At 43.5% G+C, this 20,443-nt stretch carries 17 protein-coding genes; 12 read left to right on the top strand and 5 right to left on the bottom strand.

The genetic code is table 11. The features are described from left to right. The first annotated feature begins 12 nt into the window (after positions 1 to 12). Together R7E38_RS13130 and pyrC are read left to right on the top strand one after the other, a co-directional pair. Entirely contained in the window at positions 13 to 177 is a 165-nt protein-coding gene (locus R7E38_RS13130) for a YqaE/Pmp3 family membrane protein (protein ID WP_005375297.1), read from the top strand. A 155-nt stretch (positions 178 to 332) separates the two neighbouring features. Continuing rightward, positions 333 to 1,361 carry a dihydroorotase gene (gene pyrC / locus R7E38_RS13125; RefSeq protein ID WP_064369668.1) on the top strand — a complete coding sequence of 343 codons (1,029 nt, stop codon included), beginning with the start codon at positions 333 to 335 and terminating at the stop codon, positions 1,359 to 1,361. Positions 1,362 to 1,456: 95 nt separating this feature from the next. On the opposite strand, the gene R7E38_RS13120 is transcribed toward pyrC, so the two are convergent. Next, entirely contained in the window at positions 1,457 to 2,362 is a 906-nt protein-coding gene (locus R7E38_RS13120; protein WP_017821242.1) for a DUF808 domain-containing protein, read from the bottom strand. A 172-nt stretch (positions 2,363 to 2,534) separates the two neighbouring features. On the opposite strand from R7E38_RS13120, the gene R7E38_RS13115 reads away from it, so the two are divergent. The 7 genes from R7E38_RS13115 to R7E38_RS13085 all read left to right on the top strand — a co-directional run bounded on the left by R7E38_RS13115 (position 2,535) and on the right by R7E38_RS13085 (position 12,971). Then, the gene (locus R7E38_RS13115) at positions 2,535 to 3,455 is read left to right on the top strand and encodes a M14 family metallocarboxypeptidase (protein WP_205391395.1); all 921 of its coding nucleotides are present in this window, start codon (positions 2,535 to 2,537) and stop codon (positions 3,453 to 3,455) included. A 761-nt stretch (positions 3,456 to 4,216) separates the two neighbouring features. After that, on the top strand, positions 4,217 to 5,161 hold the full coding sequence (locus R7E38_RS13110) for an ABC transporter permease (protein WP_033906772.1): 945 nt from the start codon (positions 4,217 to 4,219) through the stop codon (positions 5,159 to 5,161). Then, complete coding sequence (locus tag R7E38_RS13105; protein ID WP_053307879.1) at positions 5,158 to 6,111, top strand: iron chelate uptake ABC transporter family permease subunit; 954 nt, start codon at positions 5,158 to 5,160, stop codon at positions 6,109 to 6,111. The genes R7E38_RS13110 and R7E38_RS13105 overlap by 4 nt, the downstream gene beginning before the upstream one ends. 53 nt (positions 6,112 to 6,164) lie before the next feature. Continuing rightward, complete coding sequence (locus tag R7E38_RS13100; protein WP_104976460.1) at positions 6,165 to 7,133, top strand: siderophore ABC transporter substrate-binding protein; 969 nt, start codon at positions 6,165 to 6,167, stop codon at positions 7,131 to 7,133. Between the two features lie 94 nt (positions 7,134 to 7,227). Next, positions 7,228 to 9,408 (top strand): TonB-dependent receptor, encoded by a 2,181-nt coding sequence (locus tag R7E38_RS13095; protein ID WP_085569339.1) that lies wholly within the window; start codon positions 7,228 to 7,230, stop codon positions 9,406 to 9,408. A 264-nt stretch (positions 9,409 to 9,672) separates the two neighbouring features. After that, the gene (locus R7E38_RS13090) at positions 9,673 to 11,283 is read left to right on the top strand and encodes an ATP-binding cassette domain-containing protein (protein WP_206957819.1); all 1,611 of its coding nucleotides are present in this window, start codon (positions 9,673 to 9,675) and stop codon (positions 11,281 to 11,283) included. Continuing rightward, positions 11,280 to 12,971 carry an ABC transporter ATP-binding protein gene (locus R7E38_RS13085; RefSeq protein WP_017821247.1) on the top strand — a complete coding sequence of 564 codons (1,692 nt, stop codon included), beginning with the start codon at positions 11,280 to 11,282 and terminating at the stop codon, positions 12,969 to 12,971. Before R7E38_RS13090 ends, R7E38_RS13085 begins: the two co-directional genes overlap by 4 nt. A gap of 203 nt (positions 12,972 to 13,174) precedes the next feature. On the opposite strand, the gene R7E38_RS13080 is transcribed toward R7E38_RS13085, so the two are convergent. Beyond that, positions 13,175 to 13,963 carry an AraC family transcriptional regulator gene (locus R7E38_RS13080; RefSeq protein ID WP_005385013.1) on the bottom strand — a complete coding sequence of 263 codons (789 nt, stop codon included), beginning with the start codon at positions 13,961 to 13,963 and terminating at the stop codon, positions 13,175 to 13,177. A 98-nt stretch (positions 13,964 to 14,061) separates the two neighbouring features. On the opposite strand from R7E38_RS13080, the gene R7E38_RS13075 reads away from it, so the two are divergent. The 3 genes from R7E38_RS13075 to R7E38_RS13065 all read left to right on the top strand — a co-directional run bounded on the left by R7E38_RS13075 (position 14,062) and on the right by R7E38_RS13065 (position 16,015). Then, positions 14,062 to 14,967, top strand: coding sequence for a DMT family transporter (locus R7E38_RS13075; RefSeq protein WP_172563905.1), 906 nt, complete (start codon positions 14,062 to 14,064; stop codon positions 14,965 to 14,967). A 145-nt stretch (positions 14,968 to 15,112) separates the two neighbouring features. Further along, positions 15,113 to 15,598, top strand: a complete 486-nt coding sequence (locus R7E38_RS13070; RefSeq protein ID WP_005375279.1) for an acyl-CoA thioesterase — start codon at positions 15,113 to 15,115, stop codon at positions 15,596 to 15,598. A 171-nt stretch (positions 15,599 to 15,769) separates the two neighbouring features. Further along, positions 15,770 to 16,015 (top strand): hypothetical protein, encoded by a 246-nt coding sequence (locus tag R7E38_RS13065; protein ID WP_005375277.1) that lies wholly within the window; start codon positions 15,770 to 15,772, stop codon positions 16,013 to 16,015. 367 nt (positions 16,016 to 16,382) lie between these two features. Here R7E38_RS13065 and malG read toward each other — a convergent pair whose 3' ends face one another. From malG to malE, 3 genes are all read right to left on the bottom strand, one after another. Further along, a complete protein-coding gene (gene malG, locus R7E38_RS13060) occupies positions 16,383 to 17,273 on the bottom strand; it encodes a maltose ABC transporter permease MalG (RefSeq protein WP_005375275.1) in 891 nt (296 codons plus the stop codon). 12 nt (positions 17,274 to 17,285) lie between these two features. Next, a complete protein-coding gene (malF, locus tag R7E38_RS13055; RefSeq protein ID WP_005375273.1) occupies positions 17,286 to 18,860 on the bottom strand; it encodes a maltose ABC transporter permease MalF in 1,575 nt (524 codons plus the stop codon). A gap of 79 nt (positions 18,861 to 18,939) precedes the next feature. Continuing rightward, positions 18,940 to 20,118 carry a maltose/maltodextrin ABC transporter substrate-binding protein MalE gene (gene malE, locus R7E38_RS13050; protein WP_005375272.1) on the bottom strand — a complete coding sequence of 393 codons (1,179 nt, stop codon included), beginning with the start codon at positions 20,116 to 20,118 and terminating at the stop codon, positions 18,940 to 18,942. Positions 20,119 to 20,443: the final 325 nt, after the last annotated feature.

Below are 20,443 nucleotides of genomic sequence, written 5' to 3'. Positions count from 1 at the left end.
TGGAGCTTAATTATGGATACAAGAAAACTGGTTCTGATTTTGTTATGTATCTTTCTTCCGCCTGTCGCGGTGTTTATGGAGAAAGGTCTAAATAAAGACTTTTTGATTAATCTAATATTGACGTGTTTCTTCTTTCTACCAGGTACGATCCACGCGCTTTGGTTAACAATGAAGTAACCACTTACACTCTCACTCTTTATAAAATTGAAAAATGGGATGAAATATGAGGGCAATTCCTCTATCATCCTGTCGCCTAAGCGCAAGCGTTTGCTCAAAAGCAAATACGGCGCTTAGGCTCCAATCAGACAACTTTTCAATGGTGGGAGCAATTAATGACAACACTGACTATCACTCGTCCTGACGACTGGCACGTTCACTTACGCGATGGGGAAGTTCTTAAAGACACCGTTCGCGACATCAGCCGCTACAATGGCCGTGCGCTGATTATGCCAAATACCGTCCCACCTGTTACTACAACTGAGCTCGCCCTAGCCTACCGTGACCGAATTATTAAAGAGCAACATGGCGAACAGTTTGAGCCTTTAATGGCGCTTTACCTTACAGATAACACGACACCAGACGAAATACGTAAGGCTAAAGCCACCGGAAACATTGTTGCTGCCAAGCTTTATCCTGCAGGCGCTACCACAAACTCAGATTCCGGTGTGACCAATGCGAAGAACATTTATCACGTTTTAGAAGCGATGGAAGAAGTCGGAATGTTACTTCTGGTTCATGGCGAAGTAACACATCACGATGTTGATATCTTCGACCGAGAGAAAGAATTCCTTGATACTGTCCTCGCTCCTATCGTCAATGACTTCCCTAATCTTAAAATCGTTCTAGAACATATCACCACCGCCGACGCAGCAAACTTCGTTAACAACGCCTCAGACAACGTAGCGGCTACCATCACTGCCCACCACCTTCTTTTCAACCGTAACCACATGCTTGTGGGTGGTATTAAACCTCATTTCTACTGTTTGCCAATTCTTAAGCGCGGAACCCACCAGCAAGCGCTGATCGAAGCAGCAACTAGTGGTAGCAAGAAGTTTTTCCTAGGTACAGACTCAGCGCCACATGCGAAAGGGGCAAAAGAATCGGCTTGCGGTTGTGCTGGTTCTTACACTGCACACGCAGCGCTAGAGCTTTATGCAGAAGTCTTCGAAAAAGAAGACAAGTTGGAAAACTTGGAAGCTTTCGCAAGCTTCAACGGTCCTGATTTTTACGGCATTGCACGTAACACAGATACGGTAACGTTAGAAAAATCCGCTTGGGATGTGCCAGAAACGATGCCATTTGGCAATGATATCGTTGTGCCTATTCGAGCAAATGAACAGATCGAGTGGAAAGTGAAGTAAGTACTTTACTGACATTTCACCTATAAAACAGGGTCATGCTTTTTGTAAAAAGAAGTCATGACCCTTGTTATTATCGTCTCATGTTTTAGATGTGATTATTGACCACGAAGCTTTTCAACCATCGTCCATACCGCAACCACAACCAACCCCGCCACAAAGCCGATAATACCGTTCAATAAAATAGGCAAAATGGCTGTAGCAACCGAATGACCACTAAAGTTCATAATAATCGGCTCTACAAAGTGATGAATGGCTGGCACGTTGTGCACCACAATTCCTCCACCCACCAAAAACATCGCAGCAGTTCCTACAATGGTTAACAACTTCATCAACTTTGGTGCAAAAGCGACCAAGGCCCCTCCGACTTTCGCCACCCAACCTTTACCGTTTGAGCGACTTTCAAGGTAAAGGCCTAAATCATCTAGCTTCACAATCCCAGCGACTAGTCCATAAACTCCAACCGTCATAATCACTGCAATTAAACTGACAACTAAAATTTGCGTAACAAGACTGGCTCCTGTCACGGTACCTAACGCAATCACGATGATCTCTGCTGAAAGGATAAAGTCTGTTCGAATCGCACCAGAAACTTTACGCTTTTCATACTCTTCTATCGACTCGCCAGTATTAACTAGCTCCTCTTTTTCTTCGTGCGGATGCGAGTGAGGAAACACTTTCTCAAGTACTTTCTCTGCCCCTTCAAAGCAGAGAAATAAGCCGCCAATTAGCAATAATGGCATGATAAGCCATGGAATAATCGCGCTAATAAGTAAAGCTGAAGGAACTAAAATCAATTTATTTTTGAATGAGCCTTTTGCAACCGCCCAAACCACTGGAATCTCTCGCTCAGATGCAACACCAGACACTTGTTGAGCGTTTAACGCTAGATCATCTCCCAACACCCCTGCGGTTTTCTTTGCCGCCATTTTTGACATTAAGGCGACATCATCAAGCACCGTGGCAATATCGTCCAGCAGTGTGAGTAAACTTGCTCCAGCCATTTTTGGTCTCTTATATGAAATTGAGTAAGTAACAAAATGTAACACCAATGAATCACTCATCAAAGTGATGATTTTGCAAAGAATACCACCCCAAATGGTGTTTTATATTGCCGTAAAGATAAGACAGGTCTAGTCTTGTGATACCTTTCAGCAGTCAAAAGAAAAAGTATAGATGAAAAGTGGATACATTTACCCGATCGGTACTCCTGGCCAACCTTGGAACGAAGAAGAACGTAAAGCTTGGTTAGCAACGCAAGAAGTAAAACGTAGCTACCAAGATGAAGTCGTCAGTAAAATCGATGCCCTACGCGAGCGTTTTGATGTTGAACAATATGGTGCGCTCTCATACAACGAGGCACGCTTCCCTCTGTTTTGTATCAAAACACGCAATTGGGATTCAACTAAACCTGCTGTGTTGGTCACAGGCGGCGTGCACGGTTACGAAACCAGCGGTGTACATGGCGCATTAAAGTTTGTAGAAACGGAAGCAGAGCGCTATGCAGAGCATTTCAATATTGTCGTTGCCCCCTGCGTAAGCCCTTGGGGTTACGAGGTGATCAACCGCTGGAATCCAAACGCGATTGATCCAAACCGCTCTTTCTATAAGGATAGTCCTGCCGAAGAATCCGCTAACCTCATAAAGCTAGTTGCAACTTTAGGCGATGTGTTAATGCACATTGATCTACATGAAACGACAGATTCTGACGAAACTGAGTTCCGTCCAGCCTTAGCTGCTCGTGATGGTATTGAGTACATTGAAGGTATGATCCCAGATGGCTTTTACACGGTGGGAGATAGTGAAAACCCTCAGCCTGACTTCCAAAAAGCGGTCATTGAGTCAGTTGCAAAAGTGACTCACATTGCACCAGCAGATGAAAACGGCGAAATCATTGGTTCACCCGTCGTACAGTTTGGCGTTATCAACTACCCAATGGTAAAACTGGGCCTGTGTGGCGGCGTAACAAATTGCGTTTACGGCACGACAACGGAAGTGTACCCAGACAGCCCAACGGTGACCGACGAAGAATGCAACGATGCGCAAGTTGCAGCCGTAGTTGGTGGTTTGAATTACGTACTAAGTAAGCTCGAATAACACAGGTTAACAATAAAGCAACTGACGATGTCTTTGAATTGTGAATCAGCTTTACTTTGCTCCAAAAGCAAGTTGAGACATTAATCCGCTAGTTTATTAGAAATTACCGCATTAACATCGCTAACACTGAAGATGCGAAGCATCACGACTTTATGACGCTATTTTAATGCGGTATCTAATAAATCCTAAAATACAAACGACATCTAGACATCATCGTCACTACTAACTCCTCTTCCTGAACAAACTATCGTCATACCATTTAAATCAAACCTCAACCAACGAGCTTCTGAAGCGAAAAACATCCTTAAACAATAAGAAAGCTTAATGCTCTTTGGCTTTATTTTTTAATCACTTACCCAAAAGCACATGCATTAGCCATTGCCTTGTTTTTTATACGCGATTGATCTTTTTAGAGAAACACATATGAACCTCATTGCTTAACCGAAAAAACAAAGATATAATGAAAATAATTATCATTTGTATTTTAATTTTAAATCGAGAACCTCTTTCTCTTTGCATTGAAAGCGGCACTTTTCTTTTGCTAGTTAATCCAGTTTTAAAGCTAAATCAGCACGTTGAATTTTTAGGTATGGCCTAGTGATACTTTGAGGGCTGGATTGTGACCTTAATGTTTATAAAAAATAACTTGGTTATGTTTTGTTGGAATTTAGAACCTATATGCGAATAGATATTCATTATTCGTATTCCATCCCCAAGTCATAAGTTAAGAGAAACTCACTTTATTTTGGGGCAGATTCTGTATGAGTATTCACGTAGTAAGCCTGTTTTTTATACTGTGCTTAACTTCAATTTTCGTCGGCGCAAACCAACTAGATTGGTCGTTATTGCTGACCATGGATGACAAAGCTTGGCTACCGATTACTGCTAGCAGATTACCAAGGCTAATCGCACTAATTCTTACCGGATCTGGTCTCGCAATATGTGGTGTTATTCTTCAACATATTGTTAGAAATCGTTTTGTTGAGCCGGGCACCACAGGCGGTATCGATGCGGCAAAGCTCGGTATTTTGGTATCTATCGTCATGCTTCCATCCTCAGACAAGCTTGAACGTATGCTCTTCGCCGTACTATTTTGCTTCGCCGCTGGCCTTATCTACATTGCCATCGTACGAAAAATTAAATTCAGTAACTCTGCGTTAATACCTGTGATTGGGCTTATGTTTGGTAGTGTACTAAGTGCTATAGCGGAGTTTTATGCTTATCAAAACAACATCTTACAGAGTATGTCCGGTTGGTTAATGGGAGATTTCTCCAAAGTGGTCCAAGAACACTATGAAATAATTTTCTTGATTTTACCCATCACCCTACTGACTTACTTATATGCACATAAGTTTACTGTGATGGGAATGGGCGAAGATGTTGCGTCCAACTTAGGAATTAATATTGCGTTCACTGCCGCCTTGGGTCTAATGCTAGTTTCCGTGACAGTTGCTATAACAGTGGTGACCGTAGGTGCCATTCATTTTATCGGTTTAGTCATACCTAACCTAGTCGCACTAAAATATGGCGATCACCTTAAAAACACCCTACCAATCGTTGCACTAGGCGGCGCTTCGTTACTTATTTTTTGCGATGTCATAGGCAGAGTTGTTGCCTTTCCTTTTGAAGTCCCAATTGGATTAACAGCCAGTGCTATCGGGGGAGTCATGTTTCTTGTGTTTCTTTTGAAAGGAGCACGAGTATGAGATCACATTACTCAAACATGCGAGTGAGCATTATACTCGTTTGCATACTGTCTATCGCCTTTATCTTTACAAGCTCTGGGTGGGATTTTGATTACGTCATCCCTAAGAGGCTGATTAAACTTGGTGCCATAGTTATTGGGGGCAGCTGCGTGGCCATCTCTGCTGTTATTTTCCAAGCTTTAGCTGGTAATCGTATTCTTACGCCATCCATTATGGGATATGAGTCGGTTTATCTGGTTTGGCAAACCCTACTCTTATTACTAGGGGGCACTTCTGGCATTGCTACATTAGGTGTTGTCGGTAATTTCGCTGTCTCTGCAATACTCATTCTGTTGTATTCCTTAGCGATTCAATCTTGGGTACTCAATAGATTTAAACATGACATGCACCAAGTTCTGCTGATTGGCTTTGTTTTGACAATGGTGCTGACAACTCTTGCTCAATTTATCCAGCTCAGAATAAGCCCTGGAGAATTCTCTATCCTTCAAGGGCTCAGCTATACCTCGTTTGAGCGAGCGAAACCTTCTACGTTACTTTTTTCCAGTATTGCGTTAAGCGTTTTGGCACTCTTTGCTAACAGATGGTCACGCGAGCTAGATGTGATAGGTCTAGGTCGAGACCAAGCGATGTCATTAGGACTAAATGATAAGCAATATGTACCAAAGTTCTTTGCTGTAATCGCCATTTTAGTAGCAATTTCGACGAGCTTGATTGGCCCAACGGCTTTTATGGGAATTTTTATTGCCAATATTGCTTATTCCGTTACTAGCGCACCGAACTACAGACACATATTGCTCGTTGCTTGTGCTATTGCAATTGTCATGTTCTTGTCTGGTCAACTTCTGGTAGAGCACTTATTTAACTTTAAAACCACCGTCTCTATTTTGGTGAATGTCCTTTGTGGGGGATATTTCCTAGCCATCACGATAAGAACAAGAAGCCAAATATGAAAACTGTTACTCGCCTGTTTAAAGACAACTCACTGACAAAAAGGAAATACCCCATGTTTAAGAGCCCCCTACGTTTGAGTATCGCGCTTGCTTGCTGCGCTCTAGGAACCTTATCAGGTTGCGAGCCGGAAATAATTAAAATTGAAGATACTCAGCCATTAGAAAAGCTCATCGTGATTGAACACAATCTCGGAGCAACTACTATTTCTCATCGCCCTCAACGAGTGGCAGCATTAGATATGAACGAAGTGGACTTTTTAGATCAGCTAAATGTTCCAATCTCAGGAATGGTGAAAGACTTTGTTCCTCACTTTCTAGCGAAATACAAAGACACACCTGAGATAGCGGATCTTGGTGCGATAGTTCAGCCTAATATGGAAAGGATCTATGCCCTAAAACCAGATCTCGTATTGATGACTCCGCTACATGCTAATCAGTATGAAGAACTCTCTCAACTCGCTCCGACTTTACATTTTGACATCAACTACCGTAATAGTCGTGACCATCACGTCGATACCATTAAGAAACACCTTGTAGAGCTTGGTGAGATCTTTGAAAAGCAGGAGCTAGCCCAACAGAAAGTTGCCGAAATCGATGCAAAAGTCGCAGAAGTGCGCGCTGTTACGAAAGAGCGTTCTGAAAAAGCTTTGGTTGTCATGCATAACAATGGTGCTTTCAGCTCATTTGGCGTTGAGTCTCGTTATGGCTTCGTTTTCGATGTTCTGGGGGTAAAACCAGCGAGTGAAAAAGTGGAGACAGGTTTGCATGGTCAGCCAATTTCTAGCGAGTTCATTAGCCAAGCTGATCCAGACATTCTTTACATCATTGATCGAACAGCAGTAATGGAAGGAAAGCCTGTCATTGATGCGGAACACTTAGCAAACCCACTACTCCGTCAAACCAAAGCATGGAAAAACGACAACGTCGTTTTTGTTGATGCCGATGCTTGGTACATCACTTCAGCAAGCATCACATCTCTGAAAATCATAATTGAAGACATCCTAAAAGGTTACCAAAGCTAAATCTAATAACAATGAGTTGGATCTTAAGTAATTCAACACTCAATCGACGTCAGAACGGATGTGAGCTAGCCCAAACAAAGAAAAGGAATCTATAATGACTCATGACTATCATCAGATAGCGATGGACTCTTCACAGAAAAACAAACCAAGCCCATGTCATATCGCCCTCTTTATTTCACTTCAATTTAGTACTTTTGTCGTACCAATTAGTATCGCTCAAGCTGAAGAAGTCGTAGATGAATCAATGACAGTTTATGGTGAAGCAAACAGAGTTTATGCCGCTGGCAAAGTTTCTCACGCGAGTAATATAGGAATGCTTGGCGACAAAAACTTCATGGAAACGCCTTTCAATACGATTGGATACACAGAAAAACACATTCAAGACCAACAAGCACGCGATATCTCAGATGTAATCTCAGCTTCTGATCCCTCTGTTTTCACCAGCGGTGAAACCGGCTTAAACAAAGAAAGTTTCAAAATAAGAGGTTTCAACTCAGACATTAGCGACGTTATGTTTAATGGATTGTATGGTATCGCTCCTTATTACCGAACCTCTCCTGAAATGTATCAACGTATTGATGTACTTAAAGGTCCTGCTTCTTTGCTCAACGGTATGCCACCGAATGGATCTGTTGGTGGCACCATCAACTTAGTGACAAAAAGAGCACAAGAAACACCAATCACATCTTTCACCGGCAGCTACTTATCGGACACTCAATTCGGAGGACATATCGATATTGGACGTCGCTTTGGTACAAATGAAGAATTTGGTATTCGTTTCAACGGTGCATTTAAAGATGGAGACACCGCGATAAACAACCAAAGCAACAAAACTCAACTTGCATCATTAAGCCTTGATTGGCGTAATGACATTGCTTTCCTTGAAGCAGATTTTTACTACAGTACAGAGCGAGTTGAAGGTGCAAACCGTGGGTTAAGCATCGCTTCTGGTCTCAAAATCCCATCACCTCCTCCATCTGACACATTATTGACGCCAAGTTGGGCCTACAATGATAGCGAAGATAAAGGGATGATGATTCGCGGGGAGCTAAGCGTTAGTGACTCTGTAACTGTATACAGCGCATTGGGTGGTAGCCGTACAGATTTTCATTCAAATGTACCGCAACGAATCAAAATCATCGATAACGAGGGTAACCTAGAGGTATCTCTCGGATCAGTTAAGCTTGAGAACAAACGGACTTCAGGTGAGATAGGTGTTCGTAGCAACTTTGACACTGGCCCAGTAGAACACCACCTTGTACTGAATAGTACTTACTTTAGAGAAGATAAAAATGATTCTCCAACAGGTAATAATAATCCAGCCCCTTGGAACTCGAATATTTATGATCCTGTTTGGGGACCAGAAAATTCAGTTTACGACAACTACTATGGTTTACCTATCGATTCAACTCAGGTCAGCTATGGCATTGCCGATACGTTATCTTTTGTTGATGGGAAATACCAAATCACGCTCGGCTTGCGTTACCAGAGCATTGATTATGAATCTGGAATAATAATGAACGGAATGTCGCTTCCTACCACCAAGTTTAAGGAAAGTACTTACACTCCCGCACTTGCAGCATTATACAAAGTTTCGAGCTCAGTTTCGCTTTATGGTAACTACACCGAAGGCTTAACGAATGGGAAAACAGCAGGCTCTAGCGCTGCAAACGCAGGAGAGGCTTTTGAACCCCAAAAAACCAAACAGACTGAAGCAGGCGTGAAGCTTGACCTGGACGGCTTTGCTCATACGTTCAGTTTATTTGAGATTAAAAAGCCAAATGGGTACCAAGATCCGGATACCAACATTTTTTCTTTCGGTGGTGAACAGCGCAATCGCGGTATTGAATGGGGGTTCTACGGCACACTATCAAAGGACTATACACTCATCGGTGGTATCGCCTATACAGATGCAGAGATTACAAAAGCAACAGATGTGACAGAGGAGGGGAAACAAGCAACTAAGCTACCCGATTTACAAGCTAAACTCGCATTAGAATGGAACCTCCCTGCGATGCGTGATCTCACGCTTATCGGCCAAGCGAACTATATGTCTGAACAATACATTGATGCACAAAACACTCAGGCATTACCTGCACAGACTATTCTTGATCTTGGCGCACGCTACAACTCAAAAATTGCTGAAACAAGCGTGGTTTGGCGCCTTAGCGTAAACAATGTACTGGATGAAGATTACTGGACAACCACCCACTATGCGGACCTAGCTCTTGGCGCACCACGTACAGTGATGCTGTCAGCTACTGCGGATTTCTAATCCCTCCACCTCCCCTTTAGCCTGCCTTCTAAGGGGGACTTACTCCCATTTGGCTGTTCATGAAAATTCACAACAAATCAAAGGAAGTACTCATCTTCAACATTCAAGCAGACAAAGAGCTCGCAACACCTACGGCCAAAGTTAATTCAAAACATAATCCATCAACGTCCACTTCCATAGGCTTTATATGAAAAACGATAAGAGCTCAATATGCTCTACCACGTTCTCCTTATTTTCGCTTGATAGGCTAGATAAGGTGACAATATGATAAGTAAAATCAGCCAACATTACGTTACGCCTAGCTTAATGCCAGCCTTAAAGCCATCGATTAAGAAGCTTGCTTTGGGAACGTTTTGTGAAGCACTTGCCGCTGTGGCAAAAGTTGGTGCACTGCTATGCTTGATAAACCTTATCGATAAATTTGCAAACCAATGGATTTACGGTGCCATAGGACTTTGGGCGGCTAGCGCACTTGCCTCATCAGTGGGCTCGTGGTTAGTTCATGATGCCGAGTCGCAGTTTTCCACTCGATTACGTCGCCAAGTTGCTCAGCACTTGACGCGCTTGCCAAGCAAGACCATCTCTCAATATGGTGATAATCAACTGCGTCGCATAGTTTCCGAAGACATCAGCACGCTTCACCACATGGTTGCGCATTTGCCTTCAGAACTCGTGACATTCATTGTCGTACCCGCAACTTCTATTTTTATCATGTTGAATCTCACAGGTCCGGTAGCGATGCTTACTCTGCTCCCTGGTCTAATTGCATCATTGTACTACCTACTCTTTTTACCTAGGTTCGCCGCTAAACATGGCAAAGAGCGCATGACAATAATGGGTGATATCGTTACCGCAGTAAACGACTACACAAGAGGTATCCGAGTAAATCGAATTTACGGCACGCAAGCAGGAGCACTCGACAGCTATAATGATGCCACAAGACGCTTTACTCACGGCATAGTGAAATGGGTTGGTAGCGTTGCCCTTCCAGCAGCAATTGCTACCGCATTACTTCAAGCGGTTTCGACTTTCGCAATGGCCTATACCATTGGCTATGAATTAAGTCCCGTGGCAATGGCGTCGCTATTCTTTTTTGGTTTGGCCGTCGTATCACCCGCACTGAAGCTTGGCCATGGATTGGACTACGTTAACGCAGGAAAGAATGCTGCAAAGAACATCAGCGACTTTTTACAGCAACCACAAATAGAAAGTGGCAGTTTGAGCGCGGGAGAAAAACCGCTATCACTACAAGCATCAAATATCGTAGTGGCTAATGGAACTGTTAATATTATTGATAACTTCTCCCACTACTTCCCACGGGGTTCATTTACAGCCATCATGGGGCCTAGCGGAGCAGGCAAAAGTACGTTACTACGTCTATTAGCAGGTCAAGAAACACCTCTTTCAGGCTTCGTTACCTTAGGAGGCAATCAACTGTCTAAACTCTCTGAGATATCCCGATACTCCGCCATACGCTATGTGCCCCAAGATATCGGTGTACTCAAAACTACCATTAGGCAGAATTTGAAACTATCAACGCCAAGTTCAAGTGACGACGAGCTGAACCAAGCTTTGCAACAAGCTCAATTAAAGATTGACCTCAATTCTGATGCAAGCGTGCTTTCAGGAGGCGAGCAACAACGTGTCGCAATAGCTAACACATTTCTAACTCAAGCCAACGTTCTATTACTGGATGAACCAACCAGTGCTCTCGATAAAAATACGGCCTTCACTGTGATCAGAAATCTCGCGAAGTTTGCTAAAGCACAAGACAAGATATTGATCATAATTACTCACGACTCAGAACTCGCGAAACTTGCAGACACTACATTGATGCTCAACAGAAAGGCTCAACGACAGGATGAAGAAGTATGACGGCTCACAATACCCTCTATTCCAATTCGACAATTCCACAAAGTGCAAAGCACCGTCTATATCGAGTCGCTATAGGTTGGGGACTAGTTGCATTATTTGAGGCAACGGCTTACACATTTCTTGCAATATCTATTGTCGAACAAGCTTCACCATTGAACGTCATAATAGCTGCTGTTCTAACTGTGATAGTTACCGTTATTGTAACTCGTTCTGGATTTCTCTCTGGTGCGAAACTGGCTGGGGATCTTTATTCATCAGTAGGTCATTCGCTCAGTAAAGCAAAGTTAGCTTGGTTTAATGATCAGCATAGAACTCAGCTCACTCAACTAGCAGAACGAGGAATACCTGGCTTTATGGCCATTCCTGCTCATCAGCTACAAACATTTTTGCACGCTCCAATGTTACCCATATTTTTAATTATCGGTATTGGGGTCGTTGGAGGAGGTGAAATTGCACTACTCAGTGCCGTATTGTTACTAGTTGCACTGCTCGTTCAGTACAAGGCGCAAAGATACCTAAGTCGCTCAGATAGCGACCGACATGACGCAGAGCTTCAAGCGACTAAATCAACACTTGAGCTCATAGATCACCTTGAGTTACTTCGCTCAACAGCGGGGCCTGAGCGCTCAATCGAGCGTATTGAACAGAGTTGGCACGCACAAGAAGAAGCTCATTCAACTATTAATCGTAACGCTTCTATCGCAACCTTAGTATCAGGATTGGCAACGATTTTACCCCTTGCAGGTATCGCCATCTATCTCGTCTTAGAGCCGATTACTCAACCCTTATTAGCCTTGGCTTTATTGATATTGATTACCCGTGCAGCTGCACCTTTGGGTGAACTCGCGTTGGCAGGCTTTGCGATTAACGACGTAAAATCCTCAATTAAAAATTACGCTCAGTTAACGAATGTCCCTGTTCTGCCTGAGCCTAATCCTCAATTTGCAACCTCCCCCAAAAACCATAAGTTCGAACTGAACCTTGTGGGCCATTTAGATCTCTTTGAAGATGCTAGCACGGAGATCAAACAAGGTGATACCGTCGTCATCAATGGAGTCAGTGGCAGTGGGAAAAGCACTTTACTGGGCCTGTTTCTAAGGTTTGATGATCCTGACCAAGGTCTTATTTCGCTCGGAGGGATAGATCTAAAGAATATCCCTTATGACGTGCTCACCCAGCATATAGCCTATGTTGCTCAGGAACCGGTCATTTTTACTGGCACATTGGCGGATAACATTCGGTTAGGTAATCCCAATGCAAGTGATTATGAAGTTGAGAGCTTTGCAAGACACGCACAATTGGACAAACTTATTGACTCATCTCCTAAAGGAATACATCAAACAGTAGGACAAAGAGGCTCAGGGTTGTCAGGAGGTGAAAGACAGAGAGTTGCAATTGCGCGAGCTCTCATTAAAAAGGCGCCAATCCTCATTTTCGACGAAGCGACGGCAGCATTAGACGAAGCAACCGAAAAAAGTATTGCTCAACATATTCAAACATTGAACTCGACCGTGATTATTGTGACGCATCGCGATCAGAATATATGGTCACCCACATTGGAACTCACGATTGAGGGTAGAAGAGTTATAGTTGCACAGTACAACTCTACTTCCTTGAAAAGTAGGGACAAATTGGCGGCTGAAGAAACTAATAACAATCAATACTTAAATCTAAGCGGTGTCAATTGAGTTTTTTGTCACTTTAGCACATTGTATCATCTAAAGAATCTTACAGGCATGTTGTAAAGCAATGATAATAAAGCGAATTCTCAAGGTTATAATTCTGACTCAATCTGACACAAGATAGACGTAGGTCTTTCCAATACCATCAGCTTTTCGAGTCGGTCATCATACAGCGCATTGTCAATTTTTTTAAAATAGACTCTACACTTTTACAACAATCGATTCTTGTATTGCTCCGGTGTCATGCCGGAGTATTTCTTGAACATCGCGATAAAAGGGCTAGCTTGGTTATAACCTAACGTCAGAGCGACTTCTTTTACGGTCTGCCCTTTACGCAGCAACTCCATAGAATGTAAATATCGCACACGTAAGCGCCACTCAGTAAAGCTCATTCCTAACTCACTCTGGCAATGTCTCGCTAACGTGCGTTCTGTGGTATGCACTTTTGCCGCCCACTCCGCCAAACTGATCTCATCCGTCGGCGATTCTTCTACTGCTTTTAAAATCGGTTCAAGATACTTATTGTCGGTAGTCGGTAAAAAGTGATGTTCGACTTCTTGCTTTGCAAGCTGGTCCAATAACACTTGTACCAAGCGCTTGTCTTCATCAGTTTGCGCCACGTTAATGTCTCGCTGACGAAAGTCCTCAATAATAGATGACACGATTGGAGTCACTTTGATCAAGCTCGTTTTAGTTGGAAAATGCGCCGTCAATTCAGGGGCAATATTCAAAGAACAATATTCGATTGGCTTACGGTTGTAGCTAGTGTGACGAATTCCGGCGGGAACCCAAATAGCAAGATGTGGAGGTGCTAGAAATCTTGTGTCTTCTGCATCCATCTCCAGAATCCCACCGCTGATCAGTTGCACTTGCCCCCAAGGGTGGCTATGAATTCGTGTTTCTGTATTAGAGAGAAACGCTTCGAAATTCATAAATACATCTGATGGCGCACGATCGATTGATAAGGAGGGGTGAAGATTTCTGGCGCTCTTTTTCAAAATTGTCTTCCTATCGCTTACGATGTCTTTTAAGAGATACTTTTTATTATAAAGACCTGCCAGACTAGCGCCATCAATAATTGTGCTATAGGGTTCTCATGATTTATTTACTTCCGTTTTTCACCGTTATGATTTGGGGTGGTAACTCAATTGTGAACAAGATGGCTGCGAGCGCCATTGAACCAAGTGCGATGAGTTTCTACCGTTGGTTTGTCGCAATGGTACTCCTAACGCCATTTTGCCTGCCTGCAATCATCAAACAACGACACATTATTCGACCTCACTTAGCTAAGTTGGCGTTTCTTGCGTTACTTGGTATGGTTCTCAACCAGTCACTTGGATACTATGCCGGTTTAACAACAACGGCCTCTAATATGGCCCTGATCACCTCTTTAGTTCCTTTGATCAGTGTGTTTTTAAGTGTCCCATTGCTCGGTAAATCTATATCAATGTTAAGTATCGTCGGTGGTGTCATTTCGCTCGGCGGCTTGGCATTTATGCTTGGTCACGGTGATATCACTTACTTTTTACATCAAGACTTAACGCAAGGTGACAGCTTAATGCTCGTTGCTGCCATGGTATACGCGGCTTATTGTGTTCTGCTAAAACGCTGGAAAATGCCATTCAGTAGTCTGACTCTGGTTTACATGCAGGGCTTCTTTTCTGTTTTGATGCTCACACCACTTTGGCTCTCTAGTGAGCAACTGTTACCAAGCCAAGATGCGCTGCCGTTAATCGCTTATGCTGGTATTGCTGCTTCCATTTTCGCGCCGCTGATGTGGGTAAAAGCGATTGATTCAATTGGTGCTGATTCAAGTGCTATGTTCATGAACCTAATGCCTGTGGTTTCCGTCATACTTGCTTCAACACTAATTGGTGAGAAAATTTACGCTTACCACATTATTGGTGGGTTGTTAGTCATCTCTGGCGTTATCCTGTCGCAAGTAAAAGTAAGACAGAGAAAACCATTATCCAATTCTGAGATTGCCTCTACCGCCAATTAACATCTACACCCCAAGCCACAGAACTACGCTGTGGCTTGTCACTTCCAGCGTTCGAATAAAAGTTAAAATTTTGTTTCATTCGCTATTCCCGAAAATTCATCTTGCTGCTAAATTGGGAAAACAATAACCCATCAAGGAAAGACAGATGAGCAGTGGTCAAAGAGACATTACCCTTCGCTTTTTAGCAGAACCCAGCGACGTAAATTTTGGCGGAAAAGTGCACGGCGGCGCCGTAATGAAATGGATCGACTTGGCAGCGTACGCCTGCTCTGCAGCGTGGAGTGGTAAATATTGCATTACCGCATATGCTGGCGGCATTCGGTTTGTTGCGCCGATTCATGTCGGCAACTTAGTCGAAGTTAGCGCGAAAGTCATTTATACCGGACGAAGCTCAATGCACATTGCGATTGACGTGCAAGCCAGTGATCCAAAGCAAATGAAAAACAGACTCACCACTCACTGTATCGTTATCATGGTTGCTGTAGATGAAAACGGAAAACCAACCGATGTACCGAAATGGATTCCAGAGTCAGATGAAGACAAAGCCTTAGAGCAATCCGCTATCCGTCTTATGAACATGCGTAAAGAGATTGGGGAAGAAATGGAAGCACACGTTAAATATCTCAAGTAACTGGCATCCGTTAAGAACGCTATTAAGTACCTCAACGTTACCTAGACCCAGAGTGTGGAGCTACATCATGGTTTTGCCATTTGTTTCACGCTCGCCCTTCTCTGTCATAAATCCTTCACCTAGCTTTGCTTAAATCCATCCATTATTTTAGAGTTGGATAGAGTTTGGATCTTGAGACTAAAAGAAACGACCTTAAGTGAAGAGACGTTGACCAATTTAAAAGCGGTCGAGTACCAGTGGGTGAGAACCATGTACGTCGAGGGGTATAACGAAACAGAAATTAATCATTACATTCAAACTTGCTTTGGCGGCGACGTTACCTTTGCTAATCTATTTCGTCGCGTCGCACTGCAGCAAGAAAGTTTGTACACGCTGCTTCAATACGTTGGATGCGCACCTTCCAGCCGAGAGTTTTAATCTCTTCCTTCCCTACCTCAATTTAGCTTTTTACTAAGCTCTAGTTATTTATGTGAAGTGCTACGCAGGGCATTATTCAAGCCCTGTGTAATCCATTGCAAAGCCGCTAATCTCTATCTACTTATTGCAAAATTGCCTTTAACAGGCATAAAAAAACCTGAGTCTAAACTCAGGTTATGGTTACAAAAACTGTTAGTGATTGAATCGTAAGGAACTAAGCTAACAGCCAGCTATGCGTAACGCCAATAAAAGCCAAGATATTACTGATCGGCGGCCAAACCAAAATTGTAATATCCGTGCTAAGTATAAGGGCGACCATGTGGTCGCCCTTTTCTAGTTATTCTTATCAATCTCAGACCACAAGAGATTATCCTTTCACACCACCAGCGGTTAGACCACCAACCAACCAGCGCTGCGCAAGTAAGAATACGGCAGTGATTGGCACTGCTGAAAGTACAGCAGCTGCGGCAAAGTCACCCCACAAGTAGTTTTGTGGATATAGGTATTGCTGCATACCCACTGCAAGTGTGTACGAGTCTACATCAGAAAGCAGTAGTGACGCTACAGGAACTTCACCAATTACCATGATGAACGACAAGATGAAGACTACCGCTAGGATTGGCACAGACAGTGGCAGCAATACCAAACGGAATGCTTGCCATGGTGTAGCACCATCAAGAGCCGCCGCTTCTTCTAGAGACGAGTCAATACTTTCGAAGTAGCCTTTAATGGTCCAAACGTGCAGTGCGATACCACCTAAGTAAGCGAAGATCAGACCGCCATGCGTGTTCAGGCCAAGGAAAGGAATGTACTGACCCAGTTTGTCGAACAACGCGTACAGAGCAACCAGTGCCAACACCGCAGGGAACATCTGGAAGATCATCATCGCTTTAAGAATGGTGTTCTTACCTTTGAACTTCATACGAGCAAACGCGTAAGCCGATGTGGTTGATAGCGCCACGATTAGGATTGCAGAAATACCACCCACTTTTACAGAGTTCCACAGCCATGTCATTACTGGGAATGGTGGCGGTGTAACTGTACCGTCTGGATTAGTCACCGAGAAACCTAATGCCAATTTCCAGTGATCAAGTGTTGGGTTGTCTGGGATCAGGCTACCCGTTGCAAAGTTACCTTCACGGAATGAAATCGCGATGATCATCAGCAAAGGGAAAATAATCAGTGCCAAGAATGCCCACATTGCAATATGAGTAGCCCAAACACGATACTTTAATGACTTACCTTGTACCATTGCCATTGTAATTTCTCCTTAGTCCTGAGCTACTTTAGTTACGCGTAGGTTGATAAGTGCCAATGCGCCAACCAATAGGAAGATAAGCGTTGCTACTGCACTTGCTAGACCGAAGTCTTGACCACCAGCACCTTCGAATGCGATTCGGTAGGTGTAACTTACTAGCAGGTCGGTGTAACCCGCAGGCTCTGATGTACCAATCATGTTTGGACCACCGCCAGTCAACAACTGGATAAGTACGAAGTTGTTGAAGTTAAATGCAAAACTCGCGATCAACAATGGTGTTAACGGCTTCAACATCATTGGTAGTGTGATACGTGTGAAGTTCGTGACAAAGTTCGCACCATCAATGGCTGATGCTTCATATAAATCGTCTGGAATCGCTTTTAGTAAGCCCATACACAAAATCATCATGTAAGGGAAACCAAGCCAAGTATTAACAATTAAGATCATGGTTTTCGCCATGAACGGATCAGAGAACCAAGCCGGGCTAATGCCGAATAAGCCTTCCAACAACATGTTGATCTCACCAAAGCTTTGGTTAAACAAACCTTTAAAGATCAAGATAGAAATAAACGCCGGAACTGCATAAGGCAGGATTAGCAACAAACGGTAAACTGAGCGACCTTTAAGTGCTTCCCACTGAACCACACTGGCAAGGACAAGACCAATAACAAGCGTAAACAATACGGTTAGCGCAGAGAAAACAATGGTCCAGATAAAGATACTGATAAACGGCTCTTTGATACCATCATCTTTCCAAACACGCTCAAAGTTGTGGGTACCAATGTTCACCACGAAACCTGGTGACACTGTGCTGCCAACAAATTGACCGTTTTCATCGACAGGCTGGTAGTAACCTACTTCCATATTTGGACGTAGCGTTTCTTCAGTCCGGTTGTTGTAAAGCGTTTCACCATCTTCTTGTAATGTGTACAAAGGCACAACTGCAGCAAATTTGCGCAGCCCACTCATACGGATATCATCACCGCTTGGCAAATGTAAATCGACACTGCTCAACGCACTGCGGTTCTTAACAATCGCCTTGATTGATTCTTTTTCACCCGTCACTTCTTCAATTGGTGAAAGATCAAACTCCGATGCTGAAAGGTTATCAAGCTGAAAAGTCGGGCTTGCAAGTAGCTCACCATCTTTTTCAACCACAAGTTGATGGCCTTGCTCCGTTTTATACAAAGTGAACGGGTAGCTATCACCACTTTGGTAAGTTCGGTCCAAAAGTACGTTCTGAGCGCGATCAAAAGAGAGTTGGTTCTTCGCGCTATAGTTGGTAAACGCCAAACCTATGGTGTACGCCAAAGGAAAAAGAATGAAAAGGATCATCCCTGCTATACCAGGGTAGATGTAACGGTGTGCGTACGTCTTTTTACTACCAAAGATGAACAACGCTAAAGCGGTAAGAATGAGCGTAAGTAGTGCAAACGCAATCTCACCGCGAGAATACATAAGGATTGTTGCGTAGCCATTGATGATGCCGACTGTGCCTAAAAGTGACCATTTCATGAACACTTTTTTGCTGCTCGGAAGGCTGGCTTCTGGTGCTGTCATAGCATTTGTACCTTGAACTGACTGCATAGGGAACCTGCTAGCGAATATAGAATAAATATAGAAAAGTAAGGAGGAGTTGCCTCCTCCTTAAAAAGGTCTTACTTAATTATTTAGTCATTTGTTTTTCTGCATCTGCAAGAGCTGCATCGACAGTTTGACGACCGTCAACTACGTTGATGATTGCGTTCTTAGCCGCACCCCAGAATGCGTTCATTTGAGGGATATTTGGCATGATTTCGCCGTTCATCGCATTGTCCATTGTTGCAGCGATACGAGTATCTGAATCTAGCTCACGTTGGAACGAGTTAAGCGCTACCGCACCTAGAGGCTTATCGTTGTTAACCATACGTAGGCCATCGTTTGTTAGTAGGTAGTTCTCAATGAACTCAACTGCTAGGTCTTTGTTTGGAGACGCAGTGCTGATACCAGCTGTTAGAACACCAACGAATGGCTTAGAAGATTGACCTTGGAACTTAGGTAGCGTAGTCACGCCGTAGTTAACGCCTGACTTCTCAATGTTGCCCCAAGACCATGGACCGTTGATCGTCATCGCTGTTTTGCCTTGGTTGAACGCAGACTCAGACACGGAGTAATCCATATCCGCAGAGATTACGCCTTTATCAACTAAGCCTTTTACGAAGCTCATTGCGTCTTTAACGCCTTCTTTCGCGATACCAGCGTCTTTAACATCGTAACCTTCAGAAGTGTATTTGAACGCGTAGCCGCCATCAGCCGCCATTAGTGGCCAAGTGAAGTACGGTTCTTTTAGGTTCCACATGATTGCAGACTTGCCGTCTTTTTTAAGTTTTGCATCTAATGCTGCAACCTCTTCCCAAGACTTTGGTGGGTTTGGAACTAAGTCTTTATTGTAGATTAGAGATAGAGACTCAACCGCAACTGGATAGCCGATCAATTTGCCGTCGTAACGTACTGCATCCCAAGCGAAATCAACGATACCTTCTTGAATATTCTTAGAAGGTTTAATTTCTGCTAGCAGGCCAGCTTCTGCGTAACCACCGAAACGGTCGTGAGCCCAGAATACGATATCAGGACCGTCGCCAGTCGCTGCAGTTTGAGGGAATTTGTCTTGAAGGCCATCTGGGTGAGCCACAGTCACTTTAATGCCTGTGTCTTCTTCAAATTTCTTACCAACTTCAGCAAGGCCGTTGTAGCCTTTATCACCGTTGATCCAGATAGTAAGTTGTCCTTCTTCGATGGCAGCATTAGCACCAAAAGAACCCAAAGCAACAAGAGTACCTAGTGCTACAGCGCTTAACTTTTTCATGTTCGTATCCTTTTTATATTTTTGATGTAGGGCTAGTCCATTGAGGTTCAGCCGTATTTCGACATATATCATCTGAAATAATCCAATATGTCTCATCCTCCTAATCCCTACGCCCTTACAATTATGACGTATTTTCGTGATCTAAATCGCCAAGGGTAAGAGACTCAAATCACAAAATGGATAGTTCCTGTGATCGGTTTCAACTTTAGGTGGTGCAATAATGTGATTTCCGACCAACTGCTTTCTTCCTCCTCCTTTTTTACTCCTCCCTTTCTACTCCCCCTACAATTATTTCTATTAGGAGGATGTCGCACTACGCACAATC

Source organism: Vibrio sp. Vb2131, from assembly GCF_033338535.1.
Taxonomy (GTDB): Bacteria; Pseudomonadota; Gammaproteobacteria; order Enterobacterales; family Vibrionaceae; genus Vibrio; species Vibrio alginolyticus.
Note: the sequence above shows the minus strand (reverse complement) of the source record. Positions and strands in the feature narration are given on the sequence as shown.

Excerpts from the sequence above, each read along its gene's own strand:
- R7E38_RS13110 (WP_033906772.1), top strand. The coding sequence starts at position 4,217 with ATGAGTATTCACGTAGTAAGCCTGTTTTTTATACTGTGCTTAACTTCA.
- R7E38_RS13090 (WP_206957819.1), top strand. The coding sequence starts at position 9,673 with ATGATAAGTAAAATCAGCCAACATTACGTTACGCCTAGCTTAATGCCA.
- pyrC (WP_064369668.1), top strand. The coding sequence starts at position 333 with ATGACAACACTGACTATCACTCGTCCTGACGACTGGCACGTTCACTTA.
- R7E38_RS13120 (WP_017821242.1), bottom strand. The coding sequence starts at position 2,362 with ATGGCTGGAGCAAGTTTACTCACACTGCTGGACGATATTGCCACGGTG.
- R7E38_RS13070 (WP_005375279.1), top strand. The coding sequence starts at position 15,113 with ATGAGCAGTGGTCAAAGAGACATTACCCTTCGCTTTTTAGCAGAACCC.
- R7E38_RS13115 (WP_205391395.1), top strand. The coding sequence starts at position 2,535 with ATGAAAAGTGGATACATTTACCCGATCGGTACTCCTGGCCAACCTTGG.
- R7E38_RS13085 (WP_017821247.1), top strand. The coding sequence starts at position 11,280 with ATGACGGCTCACAATACCCTCTATTCCAATTCGACAATTCCACAAAGT.
- malE (WP_005375272.1), bottom strand. The coding sequence starts at position 20,118 with ATGAAAAAGTTAAGCGCTGTAGCACTAGGTACTCTTGTTGCTTTGGGT.
- R7E38_RS13075 (WP_172563905.1), top strand. The coding sequence starts at position 14,062 with ATGATTTATTTACTTCCGTTTTTCACCGTTATGATTTGGGGTGGTAAC.
- R7E38_RS13100 (WP_104976460.1), top strand. The coding sequence starts at position 6,165 with ATGTTTAAGAGCCCCCTACGTTTGAGTATCGCGCTTGCTTGCTGCGCT.
- R7E38_RS13105 (WP_053307879.1), top strand. The coding sequence starts at position 5,158 with ATGAGATCACATTACTCAAACATGCGAGTGAGCATTATACTCGTTTGC.
- malG (WP_005375275.1), bottom strand. The coding sequence starts at position 17,273 with ATGGCAATGGTACAAGGTAAGTCATTAAAGTATCGTGTTTGGGCTACT.
- malF (WP_005375273.1), bottom strand. The coding sequence starts at position 18,860 with ATGCAGTCAGTTCAAGGTACAAATGCTATGACAGCACCAGAAGCCAGC.
- R7E38_RS13130 (WP_005375297.1), top strand. The coding sequence starts at position 13 with ATGGATACAAGAAAACTGGTTCTGATTTTGTTATGTATCTTTCTTCCG.
- R7E38_RS13095 (WP_085569339.1), top strand. The coding sequence starts at position 7,228 with ATGACTCATGACTATCATCAGATAGCGATGGACTCTTCACAGAAAAAC.